30 protein-coding genes are annotated in these 25,004 nt (G+C 62.7%); 23 read left to right on the top strand and 7 right to left on the bottom strand.

Annotated features, from left to right (window positions below; genetic code table 11):
• The first annotated feature begins 297 nt into the window (after positions 1–297).
• From BHMPCIPO_RS11805 to BHMPCIPO_RS11795, 3 genes are all read left to right on the top strand, one after another.
• Positions 298–1,452, top strand: coding sequence for an amidohydrolase (locus tag BHMPCIPO_RS11805; RefSeq protein WP_173516924.1), 1,155 nt, complete (start codon positions 298–300; stop codon positions 1,450–1,452).
• Positions 1,453–1,568: 116 nt separating this feature from the next.
• A complete protein-coding gene (locus tag BHMPCIPO_RS11800) occupies positions 1,569–1,850 on the top strand; it encodes a hypothetical protein (protein ID WP_173514880.1) in 282 nt (93 codons plus the stop codon).
• Positions 1,851–2,088: 238 nt separating this feature from the next.
• Positions 2,089–2,475: a hypothetical protein gene (locus tag BHMPCIPO_RS11795; RefSeq protein ID WP_173516923.1), complete on the top strand. Its 387-nt coding sequence runs from the start codon at positions 2,089–2,091 to the stop codon at positions 2,473–2,475.
• Positions 2,476–2,498: 23 nt separating this feature from the next.
• Here the strand turns inward: BHMPCIPO_RS11795 and BHMPCIPO_RS11790 are convergent, their stop codons facing one another.
• The 3 genes from BHMPCIPO_RS11790 to BHMPCIPO_RS11780 all read right to left on the bottom strand — a co-directional run bounded on the left by BHMPCIPO_RS11790 (position 2,499) and on the right by BHMPCIPO_RS11780 (position 3,645).
• Complete coding sequence (locus BHMPCIPO_RS11790; protein ID WP_173516922.1) at positions 2,499–2,795, bottom strand: hypothetical protein; 297 nt, start codon at positions 2,793–2,795, stop codon at positions 2,499–2,501.
• Between the two features lie 91 nt (positions 2,796–2,886).
• Positions 2,887–3,114 carry a hypothetical protein gene (locus tag BHMPCIPO_RS11785; protein WP_173516921.1) on the bottom strand — a complete coding sequence of 76 codons (228 nt, stop codon included), beginning with the start codon at positions 3,112–3,114 and terminating at the stop codon, positions 2,887–2,889.
• A gap of 138 nt (positions 3,115–3,252) precedes the next feature.
• Positions 3,253–3,645: a hypothetical protein gene (locus BHMPCIPO_RS11780; protein WP_173516920.1), complete on the bottom strand. Its 393-nt coding sequence runs from the start codon at positions 3,643–3,645 to the stop codon at positions 3,253–3,255.
• Between the two features lie 281 nt (positions 3,646–3,926).
• Here BHMPCIPO_RS11780 and BHMPCIPO_RS11775 point away from each other — a divergent pair, with 281 nt between their 5' ends.
• The 18 genes from BHMPCIPO_RS11775 (at position 3,927) to BHMPCIPO_RS11690 (ending at position 19,188) form a co-directional block, all read left to right on the top strand.
• The gene (locus BHMPCIPO_RS11775) at positions 3,927–4,163 is read left to right on the top strand and encodes a hypothetical protein (protein WP_173516919.1); all 237 of its coding nucleotides are present in this window, start codon (positions 3,927–3,929) and stop codon (positions 4,161–4,163) included.
• An 83-nt stretch (positions 4,164–4,246) separates the two neighbouring features.
• On the top strand, positions 4,247–5,197 hold the full coding sequence (locus tag BHMPCIPO_RS11770) for a hypothetical protein (protein ID WP_173516918.1): 951 nt from the start codon (positions 4,247–4,249) through the stop codon (positions 5,195–5,197).
• Positions 5,198–5,383: 186 nt separating this feature from the next.
• Positions 5,384–6,379, top strand: a complete 996-nt coding sequence (locus BHMPCIPO_RS11765) for a DUF5309 domain-containing protein (RefSeq protein ID WP_173516917.1) — start codon at positions 5,384–5,386, stop codon at positions 6,377–6,379.
• Positions 6,380–6,535: 156 nt separating this feature from the next.
• Positions 6,536–7,369: a phage tail tip lysozyme gene (locus BHMPCIPO_RS11760; RefSeq protein WP_173516916.1), complete on the top strand. Its 834-nt coding sequence runs from the start codon at positions 6,536–6,538 to the stop codon at positions 7,367–7,369.
• Positions 7,370–7,668: 299 nt separating this feature from the next.
• Positions 7,669–9,333 carry a hypothetical protein gene (locus tag BHMPCIPO_RS11755; protein WP_173516915.1) on the top strand — a complete coding sequence of 555 codons (1,665 nt, stop codon included), beginning with the start codon at positions 7,669–7,671 and terminating at the stop codon, positions 9,331–9,333.
• 404 nt (positions 9,334–9,737) lie between these two features.
• Positions 9,738–9,905, top strand: a complete 168-nt coding sequence (locus BHMPCIPO_RS11750) for a hypothetical protein (RefSeq protein ID WP_173516914.1) — start codon at positions 9,738–9,740, stop codon at positions 9,903–9,905.
• A 3-nt stretch (positions 9,906–9,908) separates the two neighbouring features.
• Positions 9,909–10,232 carry a hypothetical protein gene (locus BHMPCIPO_RS11745; protein WP_173516913.1) on the top strand — a complete coding sequence of 108 codons (324 nt, stop codon included), beginning with the start codon at positions 9,909–9,911 and terminating at the stop codon, positions 10,230–10,232.
• The gene (locus BHMPCIPO_RS11740; RefSeq protein WP_173516912.1) at positions 10,229–10,828 is read left to right on the top strand and encodes a phage adaptor protein; all 600 of its coding nucleotides are present in this window, start codon (positions 10,229–10,231) and stop codon (positions 10,826–10,828) included. Before BHMPCIPO_RS11745 ends, BHMPCIPO_RS11740 begins: the two co-directional genes overlap by 4 nt.
• Positions 10,825–11,427 carry a hypothetical protein gene (locus BHMPCIPO_RS11735; protein WP_173516911.1) on the top strand — a complete coding sequence of 201 codons (603 nt, stop codon included), beginning with the start codon at positions 10,825–10,827 and terminating at the stop codon, positions 11,425–11,427. Before BHMPCIPO_RS11740 ends, BHMPCIPO_RS11735 begins: the two co-directional genes overlap by 4 nt.
• A complete protein-coding gene (locus BHMPCIPO_RS11730; RefSeq protein WP_173516910.1) occupies positions 11,424–13,040 on the top strand; it encodes a hypothetical protein in 1,617 nt (538 codons plus the stop codon). Before BHMPCIPO_RS11735 ends, BHMPCIPO_RS11730 begins: the two co-directional genes overlap by 4 nt.
• Positions 13,037–13,483 (top strand): GNAT family N-acetyltransferase, encoded by a 447-nt coding sequence (locus BHMPCIPO_RS11725; RefSeq protein WP_173516909.1) that lies wholly within the window; start codon positions 13,037–13,039, stop codon positions 13,481–13,483. The genes BHMPCIPO_RS11730 and BHMPCIPO_RS11725 overlap by 4 nt, the downstream gene beginning before the upstream one ends.
• Positions 13,484–13,488: 5 nt before the next feature.
• The gene (locus BHMPCIPO_RS11720) at positions 13,489–15,021 is read left to right on the top strand and encodes a tail fiber domain-containing protein (protein ID WP_173516908.1); all 1,533 of its coding nucleotides are present in this window, start codon (positions 13,489–13,491) and stop codon (positions 15,019–15,021) included.
• 201 nt (positions 15,022–15,222) lie between these two features.
• Positions 15,223–16,902 (top strand): tail fiber protein, encoded by a 1,680-nt coding sequence (locus BHMPCIPO_RS11715; protein WP_173516907.1) that lies wholly within the window; start codon positions 15,223–15,225, stop codon positions 16,900–16,902.
• Positions 16,902–17,378 carry a hypothetical protein gene (locus tag BHMPCIPO_RS11710; RefSeq protein ID WP_173516906.1) on the top strand — a complete coding sequence of 159 codons (477 nt, stop codon included), beginning with the start codon at positions 16,902–16,904 and terminating at the stop codon, positions 17,376–17,378. The genes BHMPCIPO_RS11715 and BHMPCIPO_RS11710 overlap by 1 nt, the downstream gene beginning before the upstream one ends.
• A gap of 94 nt (positions 17,379–17,472) precedes the next feature.
• Positions 17,473–18,249: a hypothetical protein gene (locus BHMPCIPO_RS11705; RefSeq protein ID WP_173516905.1), complete on the top strand. Its 777-nt coding sequence runs from the start codon at positions 17,473–17,475 to the stop codon at positions 18,247–18,249.
• Positions 18,246–18,449, top strand: coding sequence for a hypothetical protein (locus tag BHMPCIPO_RS11700; protein ID WP_173516904.1), 204 nt, complete (start codon positions 18,246–18,248; stop codon positions 18,447–18,449). The genes BHMPCIPO_RS11705 and BHMPCIPO_RS11700 overlap by 4 nt, the downstream gene beginning before the upstream one ends.
• Positions 18,450–18,569: 120 nt before the next feature.
• On the top strand, positions 18,570–18,827 hold the full coding sequence (locus tag BHMPCIPO_RS11695; RefSeq protein ID WP_173516903.1) for a hypothetical protein: 258 nt from the start codon (positions 18,570–18,572) through the stop codon (positions 18,825–18,827).
• Positions 18,814–19,188 carry a DUF1515 family protein gene (locus BHMPCIPO_RS11690; protein WP_246304299.1) on the top strand — a complete coding sequence of 125 codons (375 nt, stop codon included), beginning with the start codon at positions 18,814–18,816 and terminating at the stop codon, positions 19,186–19,188. Before BHMPCIPO_RS11695 ends, BHMPCIPO_RS11690 begins: the two co-directional genes overlap by 14 nt.
• Before the next feature lie 110 nt (positions 19,189–19,298).
• Here BHMPCIPO_RS11690 and BHMPCIPO_RS11685 read toward each other — a convergent pair whose 3' ends face one another.
• Positions 19,299–19,916, bottom strand: a complete 618-nt coding sequence (locus BHMPCIPO_RS11685; RefSeq protein WP_173516901.1) for a hypothetical protein — start codon at positions 19,914–19,916, stop codon at positions 19,299–19,301.
• Between the two features lie 235 nt (positions 19,917–20,151).
• Entirely contained in the window at positions 20,152–21,183 is a 1,032-nt protein-coding gene (locus tag BHMPCIPO_RS11680) for a GlxA family transcriptional regulator (RefSeq protein ID WP_312033023.1), read from the bottom strand.
• A gap of 112 nt (positions 21,184–21,295) precedes the next feature.
• Here BHMPCIPO_RS11680 and BHMPCIPO_RS11675 point away from each other — a divergent pair, with 112 nt between their 5' ends.
• Both BHMPCIPO_RS11675 and BHMPCIPO_RS11670 read left to right on the top strand, forming a co-directional pair.
• Positions 21,296–22,312, top strand: a complete 1,017-nt coding sequence (locus tag BHMPCIPO_RS11675; RefSeq protein WP_173516899.1) for an alpha/beta fold hydrolase — start codon at positions 21,296–21,298, stop codon at positions 22,310–22,312.
• 88 nt (positions 22,313–22,400) lie between these two features.
• Positions 22,401–23,366, top strand: a complete 966-nt coding sequence (locus BHMPCIPO_RS11670; protein ID WP_173516898.1) for an MBL fold metallo-hydrolase — start codon at positions 22,401–22,403, stop codon at positions 23,364–23,366.
• Between the two features lie 68 nt (positions 23,367–23,434).
• On the opposite strand, the gene BHMPCIPO_RS11665 is transcribed toward BHMPCIPO_RS11670, so the two are convergent.
• Positions 23,435–24,547, bottom strand: coding sequence for an NADH:flavin oxidoreductase (locus BHMPCIPO_RS11665; protein ID WP_173516897.1), 1,113 nt, complete (start codon positions 24,545–24,547; stop codon positions 23,435–23,437).
• 1 nt (position 24,548) lies between these two features.
• Positions 24,549–24,941 carry a RidA family protein gene (locus tag BHMPCIPO_RS11660; RefSeq protein ID WP_173516896.1) on the bottom strand — a complete coding sequence of 131 codons (393 nt, stop codon included), beginning with the start codon at positions 24,939–24,941 and terminating at the stop codon, positions 24,549–24,551.
• Between the last annotated feature and the right edge of the window lie 63 nt (positions 24,942–25,004).

The following is a 25,004-nucleotide window of genomic DNA, read 5'->3' as shown; positions in this document are numbered from 1 at the left end:
ATTGGAAAGTTCCGGTATTCCTGCTTGTCTTCTTGTCGACGTTCCTAGAATGTTCTGCCATTAGGGCGGGCGGTACGAACACCCATGTTTTTTCCGGGCCGATAGCCTCAATGCGTTTTGGGTGGAGATCACATTTCTGGTGGGTTTGCTGGGACCACCCTACAGTTCGCTTGAACCTGCTGTTGCGCCGCATGCTGGCACCAGAAGCCGACGAAAGGTCAGAACACGCGCCGGCGCGATTGGCGACGCCCTCCAGGACCTGCTAAGAACAGGGAAACTCGCAGCGGAGGGGCGTGAATGTTTCTAATCGACCGTGAACTCGAGGCGCTTGTGGCGTTCCGGCATGCCTTGCACCGGCGGCCGGAGGTTTCGGGCGAGGAGCGGGAGACGGCGCGAACGATCGTGGCGGCGCTTGACGAGACGAAGCCGGACGCCGTCGTCACCGGCCTTGGCGGGCATGGCGTGGCAGCAGTTTACGAAGGGCGCGAACCGGGGCCGACGGTGATGGTGCGCGCCGAGCTTGACGGACTGCCGATCGAGGAGATCTCGGAGATCGGCCATCGCTCGCAGATCACGGGCAAGGGGCATCTCTGCGGCCATGACGGGCACATGACGATCCTGATGGCGCTGGCCAAAGGGCTTGGACGCGAGCGCCCGGCGCGGGGCCGCGCGATCCTGATGTTCCAACCGGCGGAGGAAAACGGCGCAGGTGCCGCGGCGGCGCTTGCCGACCCGAAATTTGCGGCGATCCGGCCGGACCTGGTCTTCTCGCTGCACAATTTCCCCGGCATCGGCCTTGGCCATGCGGCGCTGCGCAGCGGACCGGTCAATTGCGCCTCGCGCGGCATGCGGATTTCGCTGTCCGGCAAGACGGCGCATGCCTCGACGCCGGAGGATGGCATTGCGCCGACCTTCGCGATGGCCGCGCTGCTTTCCGGGCTGACGGCGCTCGGCAACAACGGGCCGCTCGACGAGACCTATACGCTTGTCACGGTGACGCATGCGCGGCTCGGCGAGGCGGCCTTCGGCATCAGCCCCGGCTATGCCGAGATCTGGGCGACGCTCCGGACACTGACCGACGAGCGCATGGCCGATCTCGTGGCCCGCGCCGAGGCGCTGGTTGCCAGGGAGGCGGAGGCTGCGGGGCTGAAGGTGACGATCGGCTACGAGGACGTGTTCCACCAGTGCAGCAATGCGGAGGCTGCGGTCATCGCGCTCGAGCGCGCCATGGACGAGGAGGGCGTCAGCCATGACAAGGGCGAGGGCGTGCTGCCGATGAAGGGATCGGAGGATTTCGGGCTTTTCGGCCGAGTGGCGCCAGCGGCGATGTTCTTCCTCGGCGCCGGCGAAAACCATGCGCGGTTGCACAATCCGGACTATGACTTTCCAGACGATCTGATCGGCATCGGCGCCAAGGTGTTCATGCGGGCGATCCGCAACGAACTGGGGTGAGGGCGGCGGGCGACCGCTTGCACGGCGGGCGTCGTGGCGGCACTCTCCGACATTGCGCAGTTTCGGCCGAGAGCCGTTTCACGTCGCGTCGGATGTGCGCTGAGAAGGAGCAGGGGATGAGGCAGTCCAGCATTCGTGTCGCGCTTTGCCTGGCGCTGGCCATTGCGGCGATGACCGCCGCTCACGCGGCGGATACGCCCGGCGCTGACGCTCCAGCCCAACCGCAACAGGCCCAGGATAGCAGCCTGCAGGCCTTCATCAGGGCCAATCCGGATTGCCTGGAGTTCACCGACCAGTGCTCGCACTGCGCAGTCGTCAATGGCATTGCCGAATGCTCGACGGCGGAGATCGCCTGCATCAAGCGAGAGAACCAGTGTACCAGGCGGGCGGGGAAATAAGGTGGCGTTAAAGCCCGCCGTTGCAGGCGAGGGGCACTGGGCTGCTTCCGTTGCCAAGCTCTGAGTGCAAATCCCAATACGGCTCATCCTAAAAGCACGTGTTCAGGATCGCCGGTTCTGGACGCGGATAGAAGCTGACCCAACAACCACCAATTTACGCGACAGTGCGCGGCCTTCATCTGACGCACCTCGATGGGCCGTCGGAACGAGCGGTTGCGCGTATGACAAGGAGAATGAGATGGGTTTTCTGATCAATCAGGGCTTGAATCTGGTCGGTAGGAAGCTTGGCAAGTCGATGTTTAACGACATCCTTAATGTGCCCGAAGCCTATGCAGACAGGATTGGCCAGGACTTTGGCAATGAATGGCACGATGCATATGAAATCTATCGCCAGAATCCTGGTTTCTGGGAAGACGCATACGGCAAGGACGCGCAAGAACTCAAGGGCGGCCCGAAGATGGCTCCAGTGTCACGGACCTCCCGACTGCCAGAAACGCCTGCCCCAGAAACATCTGCCCCAGAAACACCTGTCAATGAAGTGCAGCCCAACGGTCGTGGCTTTTGGGAAAGCCTGTTCCCCAGCCGATCCTCGCTGCGAGAGGCGCAAGGCCGATGGCGCGATTAGCCCGAGGTGCCAACTGCTCTTCGCTAAAACCCGCGGGTGACGGCGAGGTAAGCGACCAGGCACAGAACCCAGAAAAGCGCGGCTGCGACCATGCTCATGTCGGAGTTCAGGAGCAGGCGCCCATCCTCCTGGCGCTTCAGGCCCAGCCAGTTGAAGCCGGTGCCGGAGGCATAGATATCCTCGACCTGCACTCGACCGAAGCTGAAAAGTGGAACGATCAAGCGTGCCACACGGTGCAAGAGATAGCCGAGAACGATTATATCGAGAATATTGAGGACGATCCCGGCGATGGCGTCCAGGGCAACTCCGACTTTCTTCATGCACCAATTCTCCTAACAGTGAAGCCAATGGCGGCGAGGCACAGGCCCCAGAAGCAGACGGCTATGATCTTTGCCACGCCGGCGCTCATCATCAGACGGCCACCCCGCCCACGTTTACGCCGAACCAGTTAAATCCAGACTTATTGTCGTACAAATCTTCCACTACAAGTCTGCCGAAACTGAAAAAGCGAACAAGTAGGCGCGCGGCGCCATAGAGGAAGAACTCGGCAACCAGCCAACCGATGTTGTCCATCGCCAGCCAGAAGGCGCCATCGAGCGCGACGCTTTCGAACCATCGTATCTTGCCTTGCTTTTCCATCGCGAAGTCCTGCCGGAAAGATCCTTAAGGCCGCGCTGCGCTGCCCGGTTAGGTGGCATTTCAGCTCCGGCTTCGCATATGGGTAGCGCGGAACAAAAGCAGAATCAAGACGGTCTTAATTGGACTGAACGGCTCTGGCTATTCGAGGCTTTCGAGCGCGATGTAGAGTGTGCCGAGCTCCAGGCGGCCAGAGGCTGTTCTGTAATAGAGCCTTTCGTCGTGCGGTTGGCCGTTTGCGACCAAGGCCTCGTCGCTTCCATCCGCGAAGATGCACCAGGGATCGGCGCCATCCCAGGACGGCGCAACGCGCAAGCGGTAGCTTCTGCCGCTCATGAAGAAGCGTAAGCGGACGTCATAATCGCCGACGGTGAGGGTGCAGACGCTATCGTAGCCGCACCAGTTCGTCGCGTGATCGAAGGTCTTGTCGGCCTTGAGCAGGAAGGCCTTGACGAGGTAGAGCGGCTTGCCGAACTGGCCGGCCGCCGAGGCGGGCGAAACCGCGGCGGCGAGAAGCAGGGCGGACAAGATCAAGCTCGATAATCTTCTCACGGGTTCCTCATTCGATAGACGAGCGCGTTTCGGTGACTGGCGCAGGCACGCTCCAGTCGGGCCTTGCACTGGGAGGGGGGACCCCGGACCGAGGCTCTGACGCCGAACGGCCGGCAAAATCTCATTGGTAATCGCGATTGCAATCCAGAGTAGCAAATCGCCCCGTTTCGCACATCGGTAGCGCGGAACAAAAGCAGAATCAAGGCGGCGTTCGACGCAGAATTTCGGTCGAAAACGACGGCTCTCCAAACGAGGTCAACAGCATGAAACCAGAGGAACGGGCAGCGGCTGCGCGCGCCATTCTCGACGTACCCTATTTCAACGAGGTGATGAACGAGCTGGAATGGGCAGCGATCAACGGCTGCATCCATGCCGGCCTCACCGACGATCAGGGCCGGGCGGCCTATGCGGCCGAAGCCCGCGCTATCCGAAACTTCCGCGCCAGGCTCAAGTTCCTGACGGAGCAAGCCAAGGCTGACGGCAAGGGCGCACCCGCCTGACGGGCAAGCGCTTTCATGAGGTCGTTCCAGGCAGATGCCTGTCCGGCCCAATGCATTGAAGTATCTCTCAAAAAGGTCACGCCATGACGAACGATAGTGCCAACCTGCCTTTTGGCGGGAGCAAAACCGTTGACCCCGCGACCGGGCTTGACGATGCCGATCTCGATTTCTGGGAGCCCGAAGACGAGGCCAACCCGGAGCCGGGAAGGGCAAGCGAGTACGGACGGGACGAGACCCGTGGCGAGGGCCACGACGACCCCGCACATCCCGACGACGAACCGGCCGAGCCTGACGAGGACGCGGCGGCCAACGAAGCCGAGGATTTTCTTGTTGTCCTCAAGGGCGGCGAGGAAGTGCCGTTTTCCGAGCTGAAGCTCGGCTATATGCGCGACCGCGACTATCGCCACAAGACGCAGGACATCGCCAATCGCGGGCGGGCGCTGGAGGGCATGGCAAGTCGCGTGGCGCAATCGGCCAATGCCTTTGCCAACCTCATCGCCAGCGAGATCCCACCGGAACCGCCGGAACACATGGCCGCACTCGACCCGGACGGCTATCGCCGGCAATGGGCGCTGCACCAGGCGGGGCTCGAGCGGATCGACGAGATTCTTTCGATTGCCGAGGCGCCGGCAATGGTGATGGGCGCGCTTTCGGAGGCCGCCAGCGACGAGCAGCTCGAGGCGGAAAACCTGAAGCTGATCGAGGCCTTTCCCGAAACGGCCGATGACGAGGGGCGACTTTCCTTCTTCGCCGGCGCGTTCGAGGTGGCCGAGGCGCTCGGCTTTTCCGAAGCCGAAGTGCGCGAGGTCACCGATCATCGCCTGTTCAAGCTCGCGCATTATGCCCGCCTCGGCCTTGCCGCCGAGCAGGCAAAGAAGCGGGCGATGAGCAAGCTTGCCCGAGCGCCGGCGCCGGTGGTGCGGCCAAGGCCGGCCGGCAAGGCAGAGCAGGCGCCGGGACGGAGCCGGGAAGCGATGAAGCGGCTCGTGAAGAGCGGCTCGATCCGCGACGCGATGGGCGTCGATTTCGACTGAGCTCGGCGGGCGGCATGCCGGAAGTCCATCACAAACAGAGTCCGGAAACCGCTTCATCTCTTTGTTTTTACGTGGTTTCGGTGGAGCGGTCCTGCTCAAGATCTCCGATCGACATGTGATGGCAGCGCGCGCGTCTTTGCTGACGCGGGCGGTGCCGACCTCTCTCAAACAATCAAGGACACTATCATGGCTGTCGTAGCAAACACCTTCACGACCTCGCAGGCCGTGGGCAACCGCGAGGAGCTTTCCGACGTCGTTTCCCGCATCACGCCCGAGGATACGCCGATCTATTCGCTGATCGAAAAGGGCAAGTGCAACACCCACCACCCGGAATGGGAGACGGACGAACTCGCCACTCCCGGCGAGAACATCCGCCAGGAGGGCGACGAATATACCTTCGGCACCATCATCGCGCCGACCAGGCTCGGCAACTACACCCAGATCCTGCGCAAGGATTGGATCATCTCCGCCACCCAGGAGGTGGTGGCCGAGGCCGGCAACGTGCAGAAGCGCAAATACCAGAAGCTGAAGAAGGGCGTGGAGATCCGCAAGGACCTGGAATACGCGATCGCCGACACCAATGCTTCGGTCTCGGGCGCGACCCGTGAGTTCGGCTCGCTGCCGACCTGGCTCACCACCAACGTCTCGCGCGGGGCAGGCGGCGCCAATGGCGGCTTCAACCCGACGACCGGCCTGACGGTGGCTCCGACTGACGGCGCGCAGCGCCCCTTCACCAAGGCGATCCTCGACCAGGTGATGCAGACCGGCTACCAGAACGGCGCCAATTTCCGCCACGTCTCGGTTTCGCCCTACGTCAAATCGGTCTTCGTCACCTTCATGTCCGACGCCAACGTCGCGCCGTTCCGCTATGCCGTCTCGCAGGGCGGCGAACGCAACACGATCGTGGCGACCGCCGACTATTACGAAGGCCCGTTCGGCACGGTGATGATCCACCCGAACCGGGTGCAGGCGGGCAATGCGAAACTGGCGCGCAACGCCTTCTTCCTCGACACCGACATGCTCTCCTTCCTCTGGCTGCGCAACATCCAGGAGGACAAGGCGGTGGCCAAGACCGGCGACGCCGACAAGGGCGTGATCATCGGCGAGGGCACGCTGAAGGTGCACAACGAAAAGGGCCTCGGCGTTGCGGCCGACCTCTTTGGGCTGAGTGCCGCGAGCTGATCGGGAGAGGTAATCCTTCCTCGCGCACAACCGCAGCGCTGGCGGCTTGAGCGGCTTCAAGGAGCCGCTCTCGTTCGTCGGCGCCTCGTGACGGGTCGCGGAATGCGCAGGTCGGGGCGATGCAGACAGAACAAACCCAAGCACGTTAGGTGTGAAATGGACCTGGAAGACAAGTTTCTCAACTCGATGGGACTACCCGCCCGAATTCAATCCGTTCGGGAGGCGATCAACTATTTCGATGAGAGCCCGGCATTGGCGGGCAGGAGCCCCATTGCCGACGTAGAGGCGCCGCGCGGCGAGAGCGCGCGTTTCCGGCATCCGCCGGCGGGCGAACTCTTAAGCGGTGATTTTCGCAAGGCGCCGATGCACTATCGGGGTACGCTGACTGATACGACGAGGTTCAGCACCAGCCATCAAGTGTTGCCAGCTGGCCGCCTCAACGCGACTACGGCGCGCGACAAACTCTCGGACAATATTGCCGCACGGATGAAACGGGACCTGCAGAGACGCATGCTAATGGGTGAGCACGAGGCTGCAGGAATTGTCGGCAATGGTGACCATGAGAGTGGTGGGTTCGGCGCGCTGCGCGGTAACCTCTGGCAACGCGGTTATGACACCGGTCGCGATGAAGGGAATGCTCTCGGCTATATGCAGTGGGACAAGGCGCGACGGGAGGCATTCAAGGATTGGGCCAAGCAGAACGGCTACGACGAACAATCGTATGAAGCAAACTACGGCTTTCTGGAGCATGAGCTTCTGAACACGCCGGAAAAGAAAGTCCTGAAGAAACTTAAGCAGGCGGACAATGCCGATGAGGCCGCGTGTATCATCGAGCGAGAATATCTGAGATCAGGCGAACCGAAGCTTGCCGAACGTCAAAAGCTGGCGCGCCGTGCCATGAATCTTCCAAATTATGAGCCGCCCGTACCGACACCGCGCCCTGTCGACGGGCCGCCCTGGCACCTGCCCCGGAGTAAGGTAACCCGCTAGATGGGCGCCGTGGTAGCCACGGAGACGCCCGGGTCGCCGGCCTGATGTCACATGAGCCGCAATGTGCCATTCCTGACGCATCTCTGACTGAACAGGATCGTTCCGCTGCCAAAATCCCGTTGCGTATGTTCTTGTAATGTTCTACAAGTCAGACGAGTTATCAGTGGACATGAAATTTTTCTGGTTGCGTTGATGTGAAGGCAAGAAACGGCGGTGCTCTGACCCTCGCTTTCCCATTTCGAAGCGTTTGTCCGACGCGTTCGAGCAACAATGTTCAAGTTACAAGGCGAGTTGGGCAGATGGGGTCTAACATTCTTAAGCGTCTTTGCGCGGTCTTCTGTCTGCTCATACTTGCGACGCCTGCTGCGGCGGTTGAGCGGGTCGATGCGGGAAGGGTGTTTGGCGAATTCCTGGCTTGCAAGGCCGACATATTTTCTCTCCTCACGAGTGATAAGGCAGACTTTCGCGCAGTCGCGATCAGCCCCTATGACCACTACGCGTCGGACGGAGTAACCGGGCACTACATCGCGTTCGCAGCGCCGGCCGTTGCTACGGGACTGCCGCTTAGCGGGTATGTCCAGTTCGAGGCCGTCGGTATTGCCGTTCCGCACTTCGCATGGGGCTTCGAGGTGGAGCGGAATCTGCCTGAGGTCGCCAAGGTGATCGAGACGCTGCTGCCCGGCGCCAGGTTCGTTGCCAAAGATGGTCATCTGCTCGAGTTGAAGCTCAGCACCGAGCCGGAGGCACAACACGGCGACGCATCGGTCGCGCCGGAGGACAGCTACAGGAAAATCGTCATTCGCCCGGCGAACAACCCCACGCGGACGCTGGTGATGTGCGACGCTTCCAAGGATCGGATGTCGGGTCTGGCAACCGACGAGGAGGCGGGAAGGAAGCGCTTGCCTTCACCGGAGGACCTGTTCCCATCGGCGAAAGTATCGGGCGCTAAGGCCAATAAAATTCTCGATGCTTTCGTCGCCTGCAAGCCCTCGTTCTTCAAAGTGCTGTGGGACGAAAGAAAAACCTTTCCGCGGTTCCGCGTCGAAGCTTTTGAAAGCCCAGACAATATGCCTCACGTTCCCGAGGCCGAGAATACCTACAACGAAAGCGTGACGTTCGAGCGTCCCATTAAGGTTGGCGATTTTTCCGTCGTGCGCTTCTTTCAGCGAAGGACGATAGAGGAGGGTAAGCCAACACGCTTTGCCTGGGGCTTTCAGGTGATCGCACCGCCCCGTGAGGTCGCGCGCGCCGTTGCTGAGCGGTACCGGGTGAGATTCTGGGGAGATTTTTCTTCGCTGAGCTCAAAGGATGCCGCCGTCGGCCCGGTCTCGAAACACCTGGATTTCCGCTCCTATTTTGATCCTGACGAGCAGGCTACCGTAACCTGTGAACCCGACGAAAGCGAAACGAGAGACTTCCGCTTGCCGTGGGCAGAGGAGACTTTCGGATTGGCCGAGCTTGGGCCGCCTCCGCTGCTGCGGGGCAACAGGTTGGTGAACGCGCTGCTCCAATGCCGGCAGGACTTCTTCGCGGCACTTGGTGAGGAGAAAGACGCCTTCGGCAAGATGACGTTCAAGAATGCCATGGGGCCATATCGAGAGCCTGGAGGCGTTGCGCGGGCGGCGCTGCGCGTGGCCTTTGAGAAGCCTGTCTATGTCTCGGGCTTTATGCTGACCGGGTACATTCAGCAGCGTGTTGATGTCGCCGGCCAGCCAAGGCTGATCTGGGGGTTCCAAACGCCGGGAAATGAAGACGACCTTATTCGTGTCGCCGAGAACCGCACGGGAAGCAGCTATGTCCAGAACGAAGGCTGGTCGCTCGACCTTGAGGCCGAAGCGACCGGCTATACGCCCTCTGAGGCACTCGGCTTTGCTGACGGTTTCATCGGCTGCACCACACCCCTCGCTTTCGGCAAGACGCCGCCGGTGCCGGCCGACCTCTTTCGGAACGAACATGGAAAGTAGCGACCAGGGAATATCGTTGGCGACGGGGTTTGCGCTGGCGCCGACCGACGGCGCGCAGCCCCCTTCACCGAGGCGATCCTCGACCGGGTGATGCAGACCGTCGGCTGCATGGCGGCGCTCACGCCGGCAAAGAGCCGCCGGGACGGGTGTCTCTTTCGGAATGAAGACAAGGAAGGGGCGCAGGCGCCAGGCGATGTGCTTGGCCAACGTCCACCGACTGGGTCTCGCACGGAGCGGGCGGCGCAATTGGCGGCGCTGAAGGCGCAAGACAAACATAGCCTATCGGCAGTCAAGAGTTGGGTGGTGCACGCCGCGCTTCCACGGCCGCCGCAGCGCGGTTCAAAAAAACGAATGATCATTGGCAAGGCGGTTCTTCGGAGCCGCCTTTTTTCATGGAGAAATCGATGACCGAAGCAAAGAAATCGGTGCCTGTCCGCCTCGTCTACGATGTCTGGCTCCAGGATGGCGAGCGAACAGTGGCCGGGGCCGTCGTATCGCTCAGCCTGGAGGAGGCGAAGGCGCTGATTGCCGCCGGCAAGGCCGAGCGCGCCGATCCCTTGCCGGGAGAGTGAGCGATGCTGATCCGCGACGGAGCCTGGACGCTCTACGATCATGACCGGATGACGGGCCGCTCGGTCTGGCACCTCTTCGACGGGGAGAAGGATGTCTATCGCGTCGATTATCCCGTCGACAATCTGCTCAGCGAAAACCGGGACGTGCGCAACAGCGCCGAGAAGGCCTGGCGCGGCGATTGGCACCGCGTCGCCTCGGTCCCACTCAACATTGCGCATGCCTCTGGCCTGGTGACGGCGCATTCGGAAGGCGACGACCGCTTCGTCAAACGCTTCCTCAACGACGGCGACAATCGTGCCTGGCGCACCAAGGAGGGCCGGCTATGAGCATTGCAGACTATGCCGCATTGCTCGTCGATGCCGGAGAATACAGCGGCCGTAACGACATCGCCCACCTCTTTCCGCGATTTCTCGGCCTTGCCGAGCTGAAACTCAACCGGATGCTGCGCGTGAGCGATATGGAAGCAACGGCGGCGATCACCGTCGTCGAAGGCGATGCGCCGCTGCCTGCGGATTTTGTCGAGGCGCGACAAGTGCTGAGCGCGAGCGGCCGGCCGATCCGTGCCATGGCCTTGCAGCAATTGGCTGAGAGCAATCTGGCCGAAGCCTGTGGCCGACTCGGCTATGCGATCGTCGGCAACAGGATCAAGCCTTTCCCAGCGGGAAGCTACGGTCTCACCATGATCTATTATCGCAAGATCCCTCCGCTGACGGCGGAGAACCCCGTCAACTGGCTGCTCGAAAGGGCGCCTGACGTATATCTCTACGGGCTGGTCGAGGAGATCGCCATCTGGGAGCGCGACGCCGGCAAGGCAGGCGCGGCACAACAGCTGAAAATGTCGGCGCTTGCGGGGCTCGGTGTTGCCGACGAGCGCGCCCGCTGGGGCGACGCGCAAATGACTGTCGCAGGAGTGACACCATGACCTTGCTTTCGGCAATCAACGAGGTCTGCGATATCGTTTCGCTCGACCGCTTCGACAGCATCTACGGCTCCAACGATCCCAATGCCCAGACGATGGTGGCGCTGGCGCAGGAGGCGGGCGAGGAGATTGCCCGCCGCGGCGACTGGCGGCGCCTGCTGAAGCAGCATATGGCGATCCTCTCGCCGCTGACCCTTCCGGCCGACTGTCAGCGGCTGACGCCGGGCGGCGCCGTGCGCACCGCATCCGGCGGCTTTTTTCGCCCGATCACCAACAGCTCGCAATGGGCGGTCGCCACGAGCACCGCTTCGGCGCAGCCCTATTTCTTCCTGCGGGACAACCAGATGCTGTTCTTGCCAGCGTCAGCAGGCGTCGGAGCCATCGTCGACTACATCTCGAAGAACTGGGTGCTGGGCGACCCCTTCGAGGAGCGCAACACGCTGCAGGCGGATGACGACCGGACACTGTTTCCCGAGCGGCTGCTGGGCAAGGGCATTCTGTGGCGCTGGAAGCGGCAGAAGGGGTTGCCCTTTGACGACAGCCTCGCCGAGTTCGAGGCGAATCTGCTGCAGGAACTCAACGCCGACCGGGGGGCATCATGAGAGTGGACGTAAGGCCTGGACGCGTCGGCCAGAACAATCGCGGCGCAACCAGCATCGGGCGGCAGCAGACCTCGCAGCCGATCACCTTCCCGGCGCCGAAAAACGGGCTCGTGACGACGGCCGACATGGCGGCACAGCAACCAGGATCGGCGAGCGTTCTGCGCAACTTTTTCCCGACGCTCGTCGGCTGCCGCATTCGCGGCGGTTCGCAGAAGCGGGGGCGGGTGGCCGACGGCGGCACGATCCGCAGTGCCTTCAAATACAAATACGGCGCCACGGAGAAGCTCTTCATGGCGACGGATACGGCGATCTACGACATGACCTCGCCGGCCGCACCGCCCGTGACGACGGCAGCCGCCGTCAGCGGACTTTCGGGCGGCGACTGGTGCACCTTCCAGCACACCAATGCGGGCAACTCCTTCCTCATCTGCCTCAACGGCGCCGATCAGCGCCGGGTGTACAATGGCAGCACCTGGGCGACGACGCCGGCGATCACCTTTCCCGACGCGACCACCATGGCGCAGCTCAACTACGGCTGGCTGTTCAAGAACCGGCAGTTCTTTTTGAAGAATGCCACCCTCGACGCCTATTATCTGCCGGTCAACGTGATCGGCGGGGCGGCGGCGCTGTTTCCGCTGGGCGGCGTGATGAAGAAGGGCGGCTCGCTGCTGACGGGCTTTTCCTGGTCGCTCGAAAGCGGCGACGGCCTTTCCGATCTCTGCGTCTTCGTCTCGACCGAAGGGGAGGTGGCGGTCTATGCCGGTTCCGACCCGAGTGACGCCAACAGCTTTGCACTGAAGGGCGTCTACCAGATCGGCAGGCCGCTCGGCAAGAACGCCTGGATCCGCGCCGGCGGCGATATCCTGATTGCCACCAGCGACGGGCTGACGCCGATTTCGCAGGTGTTCCAGCGCGATCGCCAGGCGCTCAGCCAGGTTTCTGTTTCGCGCCCGATCGAGGACGACTGGCGGCGGGCGGCGAATGCCACCGGCGCCGGCTGGGTGGTGAAGCAATGGCCCGAACAGAACCTGGTCTTCATCGCCTTTCCCGGCAACAGCGTCGTCGCGGATACGACATTCGTGCTCAATGTGCTCAGCGGCCGCTGGTCGACGATCAGCAATTGGCGGGCGAGCTGCTACGAGACGCTGCAGGGCGGGCTGTTCTTCGGCGCCGACGCCGGCTTTTGCTGGCAGGGCGATACGACGGGGACCGACGACGGGTTGACCTTTACGGCCGCCTATCTCTCACAGTTTGCACCCTCTGGCCGGTTTGGCCAGCGCGCGCAAGCCACGCTCGCCCACATGTTCTTCCGGGCGAAAAGCAAACCGAAAGTGCGGCTTTTTGCTCGAGCGGACTTCGACCGGTCGATCCCTGCGGCCACCAGCGTGACGGCTGGCGATGCCGCATCCTCCGATTGGGATGTCGGACTGTGGGACAAGGCGGTTTGGGACTCGCTGACGCAGCAGCTTCGCTACAGTTTTCGGCAGAATGTGCGGGCGTCAGGCGACATGCTGGCAGTCGGTTGCGCCATCACATCCGGTGGAGCGGCAAGGCTCGATCTGGAAGTGGATCTTGCGACGCTGCAGGTCGAGGCCGGGGAGGCGAGTGCATGAGGATCGTCTGGGGTGGTGCCGGCAACCCCACGGTGAACCAATCGATCGCGGACTTCGTGGCCCGCCACATCGCCGGCTGCGAACGCGGCTTTGCGGACTTTACCACCATGGGCGTCGTCGAAGGCGACGCGCTCCTGGCTGGCGTGGTGTTTCACAATTTTGCGCCGGAGGCCGGTGTTATCGAACTGTCGGCGGCTTCCACCAGCAGACGCTGGCTGACGCGGCCGGTGCTCAAGGGCATGTTCGGCTATCCGCTCCAGGAGATCGGCTGCCAGATGGTCGTGCTCAGGGTTTCCGAGCGCAATGCCGGCATGATCGCGATTGCCGAACGGTTCGGTTTCACGCCGCACCGAATTCCCCGCCTTCGTGGGCGGGCTGAAGCGGAAATCATCTTCACACTCACAGACAACCAATGGCGGGCGCACCCCGCCAACCAGAGGTAGGCACCATGGGAAAACCCAAAGCTCCTAAGCCGCCGGATCCGCGCGCGACCGCGGCGGCGCAGACCGCGACCAACATCGGCACCGCCATTGCCAATGGCACCCTCGGCAATGTCAACCAAGTGACGCCCGACGGCAGCCTGACCTATTCGCAGACGGGCAGTACCAAGTGGAAGGACCCGTCGAGCGGCGCTTTCTACGACATTCCCACCTGGACGGCGACGCAGACGCTCTCGCCGGCACAGCAGGCGATCAAGGACCAGACGGACGCCGCCGAAAAGAACATGGCGACGCTCGCCAACAGCCAGTCGGCACGGTTGAACGATCTGCTGGGGCGACCGCTCGATCTTTCCGGCGCACCGGCGGCCGGCAACCCCAACGCAATCAACCTGCCGCAGTATCAGCAATACGCTCCCGGCCCGGCGCTGCAGACGACGCTGCCCAGTACGGGCCGCGCTCAAGGGGCGGTCGCCAACGCCGGAGCGATACAGAGCTCGCTCGGCAATGCGGGTGACATCAGGCGCAGCTACGAGACGAACTTCGACACGAAGCGCTATGAGGATGCGCTGATGGCGCGCATGAACCCGCAGCTCGACCGAGACCGGGCGGCGCTGGAGACACAGCTTGCCAACCAGGGCTTACAGCCGGGCTCGGAAGCCTATAACCGGGCAATCGACCAGGCAAACCGGCAGGCAAACGACGCCCGGTTCGGAGCCATTCTCAATGCCGGGCAGGAGCAATCCCGGCTCGTGGGTCTTTCGCAGCAGGCGGCGGCCTTCGAGAATGCGGCACAGCAGCAGGCCTACGGCCAGATGCTGCAAGGCGGCCAGTTCGCCAACCAGGCGCAGAACCAGCAGTACACCCAGAACGCCAACAACCTTCAGTTGGCAAATGCCGCGCAGCAGCAGAATTTCAACCAGGCGCTCGCTGCTGTCGGCTTCGGCAATGACGCCTTGCAGCAGATGCACCAGAACAACCAGTCGACGACCGCCGCCAACAACGCGCTGAAGGATCAGAGTTTCAACGCGCAGCAGGCGCAACTTGCGGCACAGAATGCGGCGCGGACGCAATATCTCAACGAGATGTATGCCCAGCGCAACCAGCCGATCAACGAGATCTCGAGTCTGCTTTCCGGCGCCCAGGTTAGCAACCCGAATTTCGTGCCGACACAGGGGCAACGGATCGAGCCGGTGGACTATGCCGGGCTGGTGCAGAACAAGTATCAGGGAGAGCTTGACGCCTATCGAACGCGCCAAAGCGCCGCCAGCGGCGCGCTTGGCAATCTGTTCGGCATGCTGCCCTTTGGCAAGAACGTCTCGGACCGCCGCCTAAAGAAGGACATCAAACGGGTCGGCACGCTCGACGGGCATTCGCTGTACGAATACCGCTACAAGGGCGAGCCCGGCAGTGGCCCGAAGCATCTTGGCGTAATGGCGCAGGAGGTGGAGAGAACCCGCCCCGATGCCGTCAGCCGCGGGGCCGACGGCATGCGCCGCGTCGACTACGGCCGGCTTTTTGCCGCCGGACGGAAGAAGCGATAGGGGCGCCGATCCAGGCCTCCTTGCCTTACGCCATGCCGTCTGTCGATGGCGTCTTTCAGCGCTGTCCGACAGGTCGGCATGCCGCCCGCGGCAAGGCGCGCGCTGCCAGCCAGGGCGCGTCCCCGCGCGCGGCTCCGCGCATTCCATCGACATCAGGAACAATAGGGAAGCTTGCGGCCCGCACTTCCATGGAGACAAGCCATGCCCAGAACAGGTGGCGTCTATTCACCTCCCGCCGGCACCAAAGGTGTGCCCAATACCACGATCCAGAGCGTGCCATACAACACGCTGATCGACGACCTGACGGCCGACGCCAATGCACCGCGCCCGCTGACCGCGGGTGGCACGGGAGCGACAAGCGCAAGCGGCGCCCGAACCGCTCTTGGCCTCGAGATCGGCACCAATGTCCAGGCACAGGACGCAGGCCTGCAATCGATTGCCGGCCTGACGACTACGCCCAATCAGATGCTCTATACGACGGGGACCGACCTTTATGCGACGACGGCCCTCACACCATTCGCCAGGACCATCCTCGACGACGTGGATGCGGTTTCGGTGAAAGCGACTCTCGGACTGGCGGCGGTAGCCTCGTCTGGATCCGCGAGCGATTTGACCTCTGGCACGCTGGCAGATGCGCGGCTGCCGGGGGCGATGTCGGGTAAGACGTTTAGCACCACGTGTTACATACGCTCTAGCGCTGCGACGACTCAGGCTGATTATCTTATCATGCAGCCGACTGATATGGCGGCGGGAAAGCCTTCTCTATTCTTCCAGAAGTCAGTAGCCGCTGGCAACTGGGTTGTCGGTCTGTGGGACGGTTTCACGTCGAATATCGGGAACCTCAATTTTGTGGCCAATTCGGTAACAGTAAACGGTAATCAGATCGCGACGCTCAACGCCGCGAACTTTACTGGCGCCGTTATCGCCGGCCCGCTTGTGTCTACCAATGGAGAGGTGATCGTTCGGTCCAACGGAAATCGCCACCTTTGGCTTCGTAATGCCGCTGACGTGAATCGTGGTTTGGTTTACCATGACAGCGCGACGGGGTTGATGGGATTGTTGCTGTACAACGCTTCCGGTGCATTCGTTCGCGGATTTTATCTGCGAGAAGACGGTGTAATGGAATGGGGTGGTCATCTGCATGTTAACGACGGTCGGTTAGCAAGCTCTTCCGAGACGCGCTGGTACGCAGATAACAATAGCCACTTCCGGTATATCTTCGGTGCCGACAATTCGTTCAATTTTCAGTGGTCGAGCGACTACTATCAATCCAGCTTTCGCACCGTTATGCGGGGCGACAGTGCATTTAATGTGTATTTCGATGATGCGCCTGCCACTTTTGCGCAGAAATGGCTCCTGTTCGGAGCGGTTGGCGGTGAATCCGGAGTCCGAAAGGGAGGGGGGGATGGTGCATCCTTTTCTACTCAGAACGTCCAGATTGCCTCATGGTGGGGCGTCGGTTTTACGAGCTCGACTGACAATGTGACTCGGGTCGTTGTGGATTCTCGCGCTGGCACTATCTCAACCACGGGTCAGGTGAATATCGGGGGCGCATCTCATTTCACCGATGGAAACATCCAGTTCGCGGGCGGGATGCTGGGGTTTGGCACGTACCTAAGCGACGCTCTCAGTGCGCGAACAGTCGTCTACACCGGTTCCAACCAGGACGAGACAAACTTCCCCGTCGGTCATTCTGTGCTCTGCTACTCAAACGGCGCGCGAAATCGGAACCAGGGGTACGCCACTTACCTCTCCACTGCCGCCTATCAATACACCTTGGATGTCGGGGCGAGCTCTCAGTTGGGCGGGACCTGGCGGGCGCGCGGGCAGATCACCTATTCCAGTGGCAATTCCATGGTACAGATGCAGAGGACTGCGTGATGGCGCTTTCGTTGAATGAGGTCTATTCTGTTCAAAAGACCAGGGAAGACGGCGTGCTGCTGGTCAAGTGCAACATAACCGATCTGCAGGATGCGGTTTACGATTGCGATTATGTATCGCGGCCTGAAGATGGCTTCGGTCTCAATCCGACCATCCGCAAGTGGCTCGACGACAACCGCGATTTTCCGGTCGCCGACTATGTTCCCCCGACGGACGAAGAGAGCCGCCGGATAATGCCGTCGCTCTCCGCGCGGCAATTCCGTCTCGGTCTCGTCGGCGCCGGCGTTTCGCCCGAGGCGGTGGCAGCGACGATTGCCGCGCTGCCCGCGGGCACCGAACGGGACAGGGCACAGATCGAGTGGGAATATGCCGAGACGTTCCAGCGCGGGCACCCCCTCGTCGCCACGATTGCGAACGGGCTCGGCCTGTCAGAGCTGCAGGTCGACGCCCTGTGGCTCGCGGCGGTCAATCTCTAGGCACTCTTCACAAGACAGGTGACTTATGAATCGGTCGGTATTCTTTGCCGCTCTCCGGCGACGGGGCAGCGCGGCACTCGGCAGATCTTTTTCTGTGCAGCAAGAGAGGGGCGTCGAGGCGATCCTCGAGGAGGCGCGGCGCCGCGGCGTCAGCCTTTGCCATCTCGCCGCGATCCTTGCAACCGCCTATCACGAGACCGGCGGCTCCATGCAGCCGGTCGAGGAAAATCTCAATTACACCGCGAAGCGGCTCACGCAGGTGTGGCCCGCTCGTTTCCCAACGATTGCGCGTGCCGAGCCTTACGCCGGCAATCCGCGAAAGCTCGCGAACCGGATCTATGGCGGGCGGCTCGGCAATGTCGAGACCGATGATGGGTGGCGTTATCGCGGGCGCGGTCTGGCCCAGATCACCGGCAGGGCGAACTATGCGAAGTTCGGCATCGCGGCTGCCCCCAACCAGGCGAATGAGACGGCAACGGCGGTGCGCATCCTGTTCGACGGCATGGCGCAGGGGCTTCTTACCGGCAAGCGGCTCTCCGACTTCGACACCAGCGAGAGTCTTTCCAAGGCTGCGACCGGCTATCGCTATGCGGCATCCCGCGCGATCATCAACGGTGATGTCCGGCAAAATGGCCCAAAGATCGAGGCCTACGGCAGGGCATTCGAGACGGCATTGCGTGAAGCCGGATATGGCCCGAGTGGCCAGGAAAGGGCGGGGTCGACCGGGCCGGGCGTCGTCGTCGTGCTTCGGCCCGGAAAGTCGGGGTCAGGGGGCAAAGGTCAAGGCGACAGCGCCACTTTCCGGTCCAGCAAGACTTTCGAACGCCTTGCCGCCGCGATCGTCGCAATTATCGCGAGGTGGGCGAAATGAGCGCCGTGGTGATCCGTATAGTGTTGCGCTACGGCGCGGGCCTGCTTGTTGCGAAGGGCCTGCTGGTCCCTGAAATCGGTCCGGCGCTTGCCGATGATCCCGACATACAGATGGTGTTGGAAGTTGGCGTCGGCCTGGTTGCCGGCGTGCTCTCCGAAACCTGGTATGGGCTGGCACGACGTTTCGGCTGGGCGAAATGATGCTGTCCTGGCCGAAGCTTGTCCTTGGCGGGCTGTTGCTCGCCGGCGTCACCTGGCTTGTCCACGAGATCCGCGCAGACGGTGCTCGTTCCCTCGCCAGTCTCATCGAAAGGCAGAACAATGACGCTCAGAGCCGCGCTGGTGAAAGGCGCCTTGATTATGATTCCTGCCTTGATTCAGGCAGGTTGTGGAACTTCGCAACCGGCCAGTGTTCCGGGCCTGCGGGGCGTGGTCGGAACTGATCTCATCGGCGCGCGCGGTGCGACGCCTGCGGATCAACGCCGGATCGACCGCACGGTCGTCGGGCTTTGCGCGGCAGAAATCTGGACACGGGCGGAATGCGCCAGGCATGGGGAGCGCGCCGATGTCGGCAGTTGAAATCGATGTAGCCGTTCACCGCCAGCTCGGCGAATTGGTTGCGGGCATGCGCGGCTTGCAGGAATCCATTCGCCGGATCGAGGAGGGCGCCCAGCGTGCCGAAGACAAGACCGCGACGAGCCATGCCAACGTGCATTTGCGCATGGAGCAACTTGCCGATCGGGTTGGCGAACTCGAGGCGTCGGTCCTGGCGATCGGTACGGACGTCGCGGAGATGAAGCCGGTGACCGACGACGTCAGGCGCTGGAAGCTGATGGGGATCGGCGCGCTGGGCGTCACCGGCATCGCGGCGATGGCGCTGGGCGTCAGCTTTGCCGAAGCGATCCGCCGCATCGTCTTTGTCGTCATTGGCAAGGGGTGAGGGCTCGAGCGTCTGAAATGAACGAACACGAAAACGCCGCGCGCCCCTCTCTCGGGCGCGCGGCGTCTTTTTGCGTTTCGATCGCGCCCATGGCCGATGCGTCTCACGCCTCACACGGCGTCGGCAAGGATCTGGTGCCTGTCACGCATGACCAGGGTGGCGATGAAGAAAGCCTGGACGAGCAGCAGGGCATAGGCGGCGAGGATGACGCCGCAGGGTACGACAAAATTCAGTTGCGGTGCGGCGCCGAGGATGACGGGGACGCTCCAGGAGACGATCGAAATCACGCCGCACCCGATCAGCGCCGTCTTCGTGGCGGGTTTGGCGCCGGCGAGCAGCGTCGAGCCAATCTGCTGGCGGACGAAGGGCAGAACGAAACGGTGAATGGCAAGGCCGTTGACGGTAAGGATGCTGACGATCGTCACCTTGGCCCAGATCTTCGGGTTCAGCAGCTTTTCCGTTTCGGTCAATTGGTACAGCAGGAGAAATCCGAGACCTGAGCCCCACAGCAGAAACAGTCCGGCTGCGATAAAGCGGCTGATCCATTCGACGTGACCGACCAGTTCGGCGCTGACGATCATCCGGCGGTAGCGCGACAGCATCAGATCGAGAAACACGGCGCCACCGAGGCCAAGCACCATGCCGGAGAAATGCACCAGCCGCAGCGATGTGCGGATATACGAGACCAGCGCCGGTGCCGACGACAATGAAAAATCCAGAACGCCCATTTCCAATTCCCCCAAGAAGGCACACCAATGCGTTCGCACCCCCTGGAGGGGGCGCGTCCGATGCCGACGGACTGTCGTGATTGCTGCTTCCGGCACGGTCGCCAATGACGTCGGCGACCAATGTCGGAGTGCGCTCCTTCTATTAAAAGGTGAGTTTGGGTGTCAAGTATACGATGACGCTAATTCAGCAATTTATAGAGTGACGAGGATGGTCCCGGCAGGGATGCGAGGTCGATCACAACGCAGGCATTGCGTTCGACGCGCCTGCAACCATTCGCCGGCCACCGTCCGGTACGGAGAAGCGCAGGCGGTATTCTTTCGGCGAAAGGCCGAGGATCTTGCGGAAGATCTTGCGATAGGCGTTGGTGTCATCGTAACCGCTCTGCCAGGCGACCTGCTCGATCGACAGATGCGAACGCTCAAGGAGGTCCCGTGATTTGGCGATCCTGAGCCGCTGGCAATATTCGGTGGGATTGAAGCCGGTCGCCTTCTGGAAACGGCGCAGGAAGGTGCGGTCGCCGAGCCCGGCGCGTTCCGCCATCATCTGCAGCGTCACGCCCTTGGTGCTGGTGCCGTGCAGCCAGTGCTGGATCTTGAGGATGACGTTGTCGCCGTGGTCGAGCTTCGGGGCGAAGACGCTGTAGTAGCTCTGCTCGCGGGCTCCGGGGTCGATGATCATGAAGCGCGCGGTCGCCAGCATGACGTCGGTTCCCAGGAACCGGTCGACGAGCTTCAGCCCGAGATCGATCCACGCCATCATGCCGCCGGCGGTGATGATGTCGCCCTCGTCGATCAGCAACCTGTCGGTATCGACGCGGATGTTGCCGTAGCGGCTGGTGATCAGGTCCTGGTGCGACCAGTGCGTGGTGATGGTACGGCCAGCGGCGAGGCCGGATTCTGCCAGCAGATAGGCGCCGCCGCAGACGGAGCAGATCGTCGTGCCGCGCTCATGCTGCTTGCGCACGAAGGCAGGCAGGCCGGCGATGCGATCGCCGACCGGCAGATCGGACAGCGTCGGCGGCAGGATCAGCGCCACGAGGCCCGAAGAGGGGCCCTGGTGGGTGTCGCGCGATTTCGACACCGAGCCGTCTTCCTGAAGCGTCCAATGGCTGATGCGGATCTGCGGTGCATCCAATCCGCTCTGCTCGACCGATTGCATGCTGGCCACCTGGAACATGTCGGTCAGGCCGTGGATCGCCGACATCAGGGCGCGCGGATAGACGACGATGCCGATCTCCGCCGGTTCGCTTTCCGGTCGTTTTGTCACTTCTGCCCCCATCGTTGTCAGCTTTGCCGGTCGAGAGGTTAGGGCCGCCGATTTATCAATTCAACCATCGCTTCCACGGAATGGAAGCCGGGCAACAGAAGAGGCGAGGACAATGACACAGGCAAAAGCAGTTTCCGCAAGCGTTTCCAGTGGCCTTTCGCGGCGCACGGTTCTTTCGGCGGCCTTTGGCGCCGCCGCCACCGCCGCCGCGGTCAGCGCAACGAACACCGCGGCGAAGGCCGCATCCACCACCGCATCAACAGCCGGCGTCGCCGGCACTGAGGGAGCAAAGACCATGGGCAGCCGCATCATCACCCGCGATGGCGTCGAGATCTACTACAAGGACTGGGGGCCGAAGGATGGTCCGGTCGTCGTGCTCAGCCACGGCTGGCCGCTGTCGTCGGACAGCTGGGAAGCGCAGGCGTTCCATCTCGCCAACAACGGCTTCCGCGTCATCACCCATGACCGCCGTGGCCACGGCCGCTCGTCGCAGCCCTGGGACGGCAACGACATGGATCATTATGCCGACGATCTGGCCGATCTGATCAATGCGCTCGATCTGAAGGAGATCTTCCTCGCGGGCTTTTCGACCGGCGGCGGCGAGATCAGCCGTTACATCGGCCGCCACGGCACGGGCCGTGTTGCCAAGGCCGGGCTGATTTCGGCGGTGCCGCCGCTGATGGTCAAGACCGATGCGAACCCCGGCGGCCTGCCGAAGGAAGTGTTCGACGGCCTGCAGGCGGCAAGCCTCAAGGATCGTTCGAAGCTCTATCGCGATATCGCCGCCGGCCCGTTCTTCGGCTTCAACCGGCCGGGCGCGGTTACCTCCCAGGGCATGATCGACAGTTTCTGGCTGCAGGGCATGATGGGCGGTCATAAGAACACCTATGACTCGATCGTCGCCTTCTCGCAGACCGACTTCACCGAGGACCTGAAGAGGTTCGATGTCCCGACCCTGATCATCCATGGCGACGACGACCAGATCGTACCGATCGACGCGGCGGCACGGGCGTCGAAGAAGCTCGTCCCGCATGCCGAGCTCAAGGTCTATGCCGGCGCGCCGCATGGCATAACCGACACCCACAAGGACCAGCTCAACGCCGATCTGCTGGCCTTCGCCAAGGCGTGACATCGCCGACCGGTGTCGCCGAGTGCGGCACCCGGTCGCTCGCCAAACACATCCAGATCCCCGACTGCTTCAGCCAAGGACCAGAGCCATGACCGCCTCCCGCACTTCTTCTGACGTTTTCCGCATCGACCGTCGCGAATTCCTGGCGGGCTCCAGCGCGCTTGCTGCTTCACTTCTGCTGCAGAAGGGCGGCTATGCCGCCAATGTCCATCGCTTCCAGCATGGCAATTTCGACATTTCCGTCGTCAGCGACGGCTTCCTGATGCTGCCTGTCGAAATCGTGTTGCCGGATGCCGAACCCGCGGAGCGGCCGGACATCATGCGCCGCCTCGGCGGCACGCCGGAACGCGCGCCTTTTCACACCAATATTCCGGTCATCCGCACCGGCAGCGATCTGATCGTCGTCGATGACGGCTCCGGCACCCATTTTCAGGAGAGCGCCGGCAAGCTGAGCGCCAATCTCCTGGCGGCCGGCATCGATCCGAGCGAGGTGACGAAAGTGGTGCTGACCCATGCCCATCCCGATCATTCCGGCGGAACCGTCAAAACCGATGGCAAGCTCACCTTTGCGAACGCGCAATATTTTGTCTCGGAGAGGGAGTGGCAGTTCTGGACGGATCCGAATTTCGAGAAGGTGATGCCGCAGGCGTTGCATGGCTTTGCCAAGGGGGCGCAGCGCGACCTATTTGCCGTTCAGGACCGGCTGACCCTGGTCGGGGCCGGCGACGAAATCGTCAGCGGCATGCAGGTGCTCGACACGCGGGGCCACACGCCCGGCCACATCTCGCTTCAGCTTGCCGGCGGCGACGGCGCCGGGCATGAGGGCCTGGTGATTACCGGCGACGCCGTAACCAGCAATGTGGTCTTCTTCGAGCATCCCGACTGGCATTTCGGCTTCGACACGGATGCGGAGCTGGCCTTGAAGAACCGCAAGGCGCTGATCGATCGGGCCGCATCGGAGAGGTTGGCGCTGCTCGGCTACCACTGGGCCTATCCGGGCATCGGGCGGGCCGAGCGAAACGGTGCCGCGTATCGCTTCGTGGCGGCGGCGTAGCCGCACTCTTCAGGGCAGCGACATGAGCGACGGGCGCGCCTCCACGAGACGCGCCCGTGGCTCCGTTGTCAGAGAGCGAGCTCGCTGTCCTTGATGTCGCTGATCGGCGCAAGGAACGGCAGTTCGAACGGGCGCAACTCATGGCGCTCGGCGGTGAGCCGCGGCCAGTCGGGATTGACGAGCGCGCCGCGGCCGAGCGCGATCATGTCTGCCCCGGCCGCCATCACCGCTTCGGCGCGCGCGAGATCGTGCAGGCTGCCATTCGCAATGAGGAAGAGCCGCGGCGCATGGCGACGGGCCAGCGCGACGAGCGACGCCTCTCCGCCCTCGAAGGCCGGCTGCCAGGCTTCGAACTCGGTCACGTGCACGAAATCGGCCGGGCTCTCGGCCAAGGCCCCGAAGACCCTCGCAGCACCCTGTTCCCGCTCCGCCCATTTGTGCCGGAAGTCGTTGACCTTGCCCTGCGAGATGCGCAGCCCGAGCGGCACGGAAGGGCCGATCGCCGCGCGCACCGCCTTCAGGACCTCGAGTGACAGCCCGAAGCGCTCGACGATGTCGCCGCCCCAGCGATCGGTGCGCCGGTTTGAGAAGTCGGTGAAGAACTGGTCGAGCAGATAGCCGTTGGCGCCGTGGATCTCGATGCCGTCGAAGCCGGCGACCTCGATCGCCAGGCGAGCGGCATTGGCGAAGCCCTCGATCGCTTCGGCAATCTCGGCCTCGCTGATCTCGCGCGGCAAGGCATAGGGGCCGTCGCCGTGGTAGCCGGTCAACTGGGTGCCCTTCGGCCGGATCGCCGAGGGCGCCACCGTATCAGGGCGATGGGGATTGCCCTGTGCCAGGGCGCCGCCATGCATGAGCTGCGCGAAGATGCGCCCGCCAGCGGCATGGACCGTGTCGACGATCCGGCGCCAGGCCGCCGCCTGTTGCCTGTCGGTGAGGCCGGGCTGGTCCCTGTAGGTCTGGGAATAAGCCTTGTCGGTGTAGATGCCTTCGGTCGTGATCAGGCTGAAGCCGCCGCGGGCGAAGCGTTGGTAATAGCTGAGCATGCGTTCGCCCGGGACGCCTGCGTCCGAAGCGCTGATGCGGGTCATCGGCGCGACCGACAGGCGGTTGGTAAAGTCGAGCCCCTTGAGGGTGGTCCCGGTGAAAACGGGAGACGGGAGGATCTGTGGCGCGTTCATGTCAACGGTCCCCGTCGAGCGCGATCGCTTCGATCTCGATCAGCGCCTGCGGCGAATAGAGCGAGGAGACCTCAATGATGCTGTCGGCGGGGTAGGGTGCGGAAAACCACTTGCGGCGGAGTTCGATGATCTTTCCGAAATTCTCCATGGAGCGCAGGAAGATCGTGACCTTGACGATCCTGTCGAGCCCGGAGCCTGCCGCCTTCAGTGCGCGGTCGAGGTTGCGGAAGGCCTGATCGGCCTGGCGGTCGAAGTCGCCTTCGCCGACGAGCGCGCCGTCGTCACCGATCGCCGCCTGGCCTGAAACGAAGACGAAGCCGTTGGCCTTGATCGCCTGGGAGAGCAGGAAGGGCGCGTAGGGATCCGGCTTGGTGACGACCTGTTCGAGAGACATGACTTGTCCTTTCATGCTTGAGATTTTCTCAGCTTGGCGCTGTTGCCTTGGCTGTTGCAGGCA

Source organism: Ensifer sesbaniae (assembly GCF_013283665.1).
Taxonomy (GTDB): Bacteria; Pseudomonadota; Alphaproteobacteria; order Rhizobiales; family Rhizobiaceae; genus Ensifer; species Ensifer sesbaniae.
Note: the sequence above shows the minus strand (reverse complement) of the source record. Positions and strands in the feature narration are given on the sequence as shown.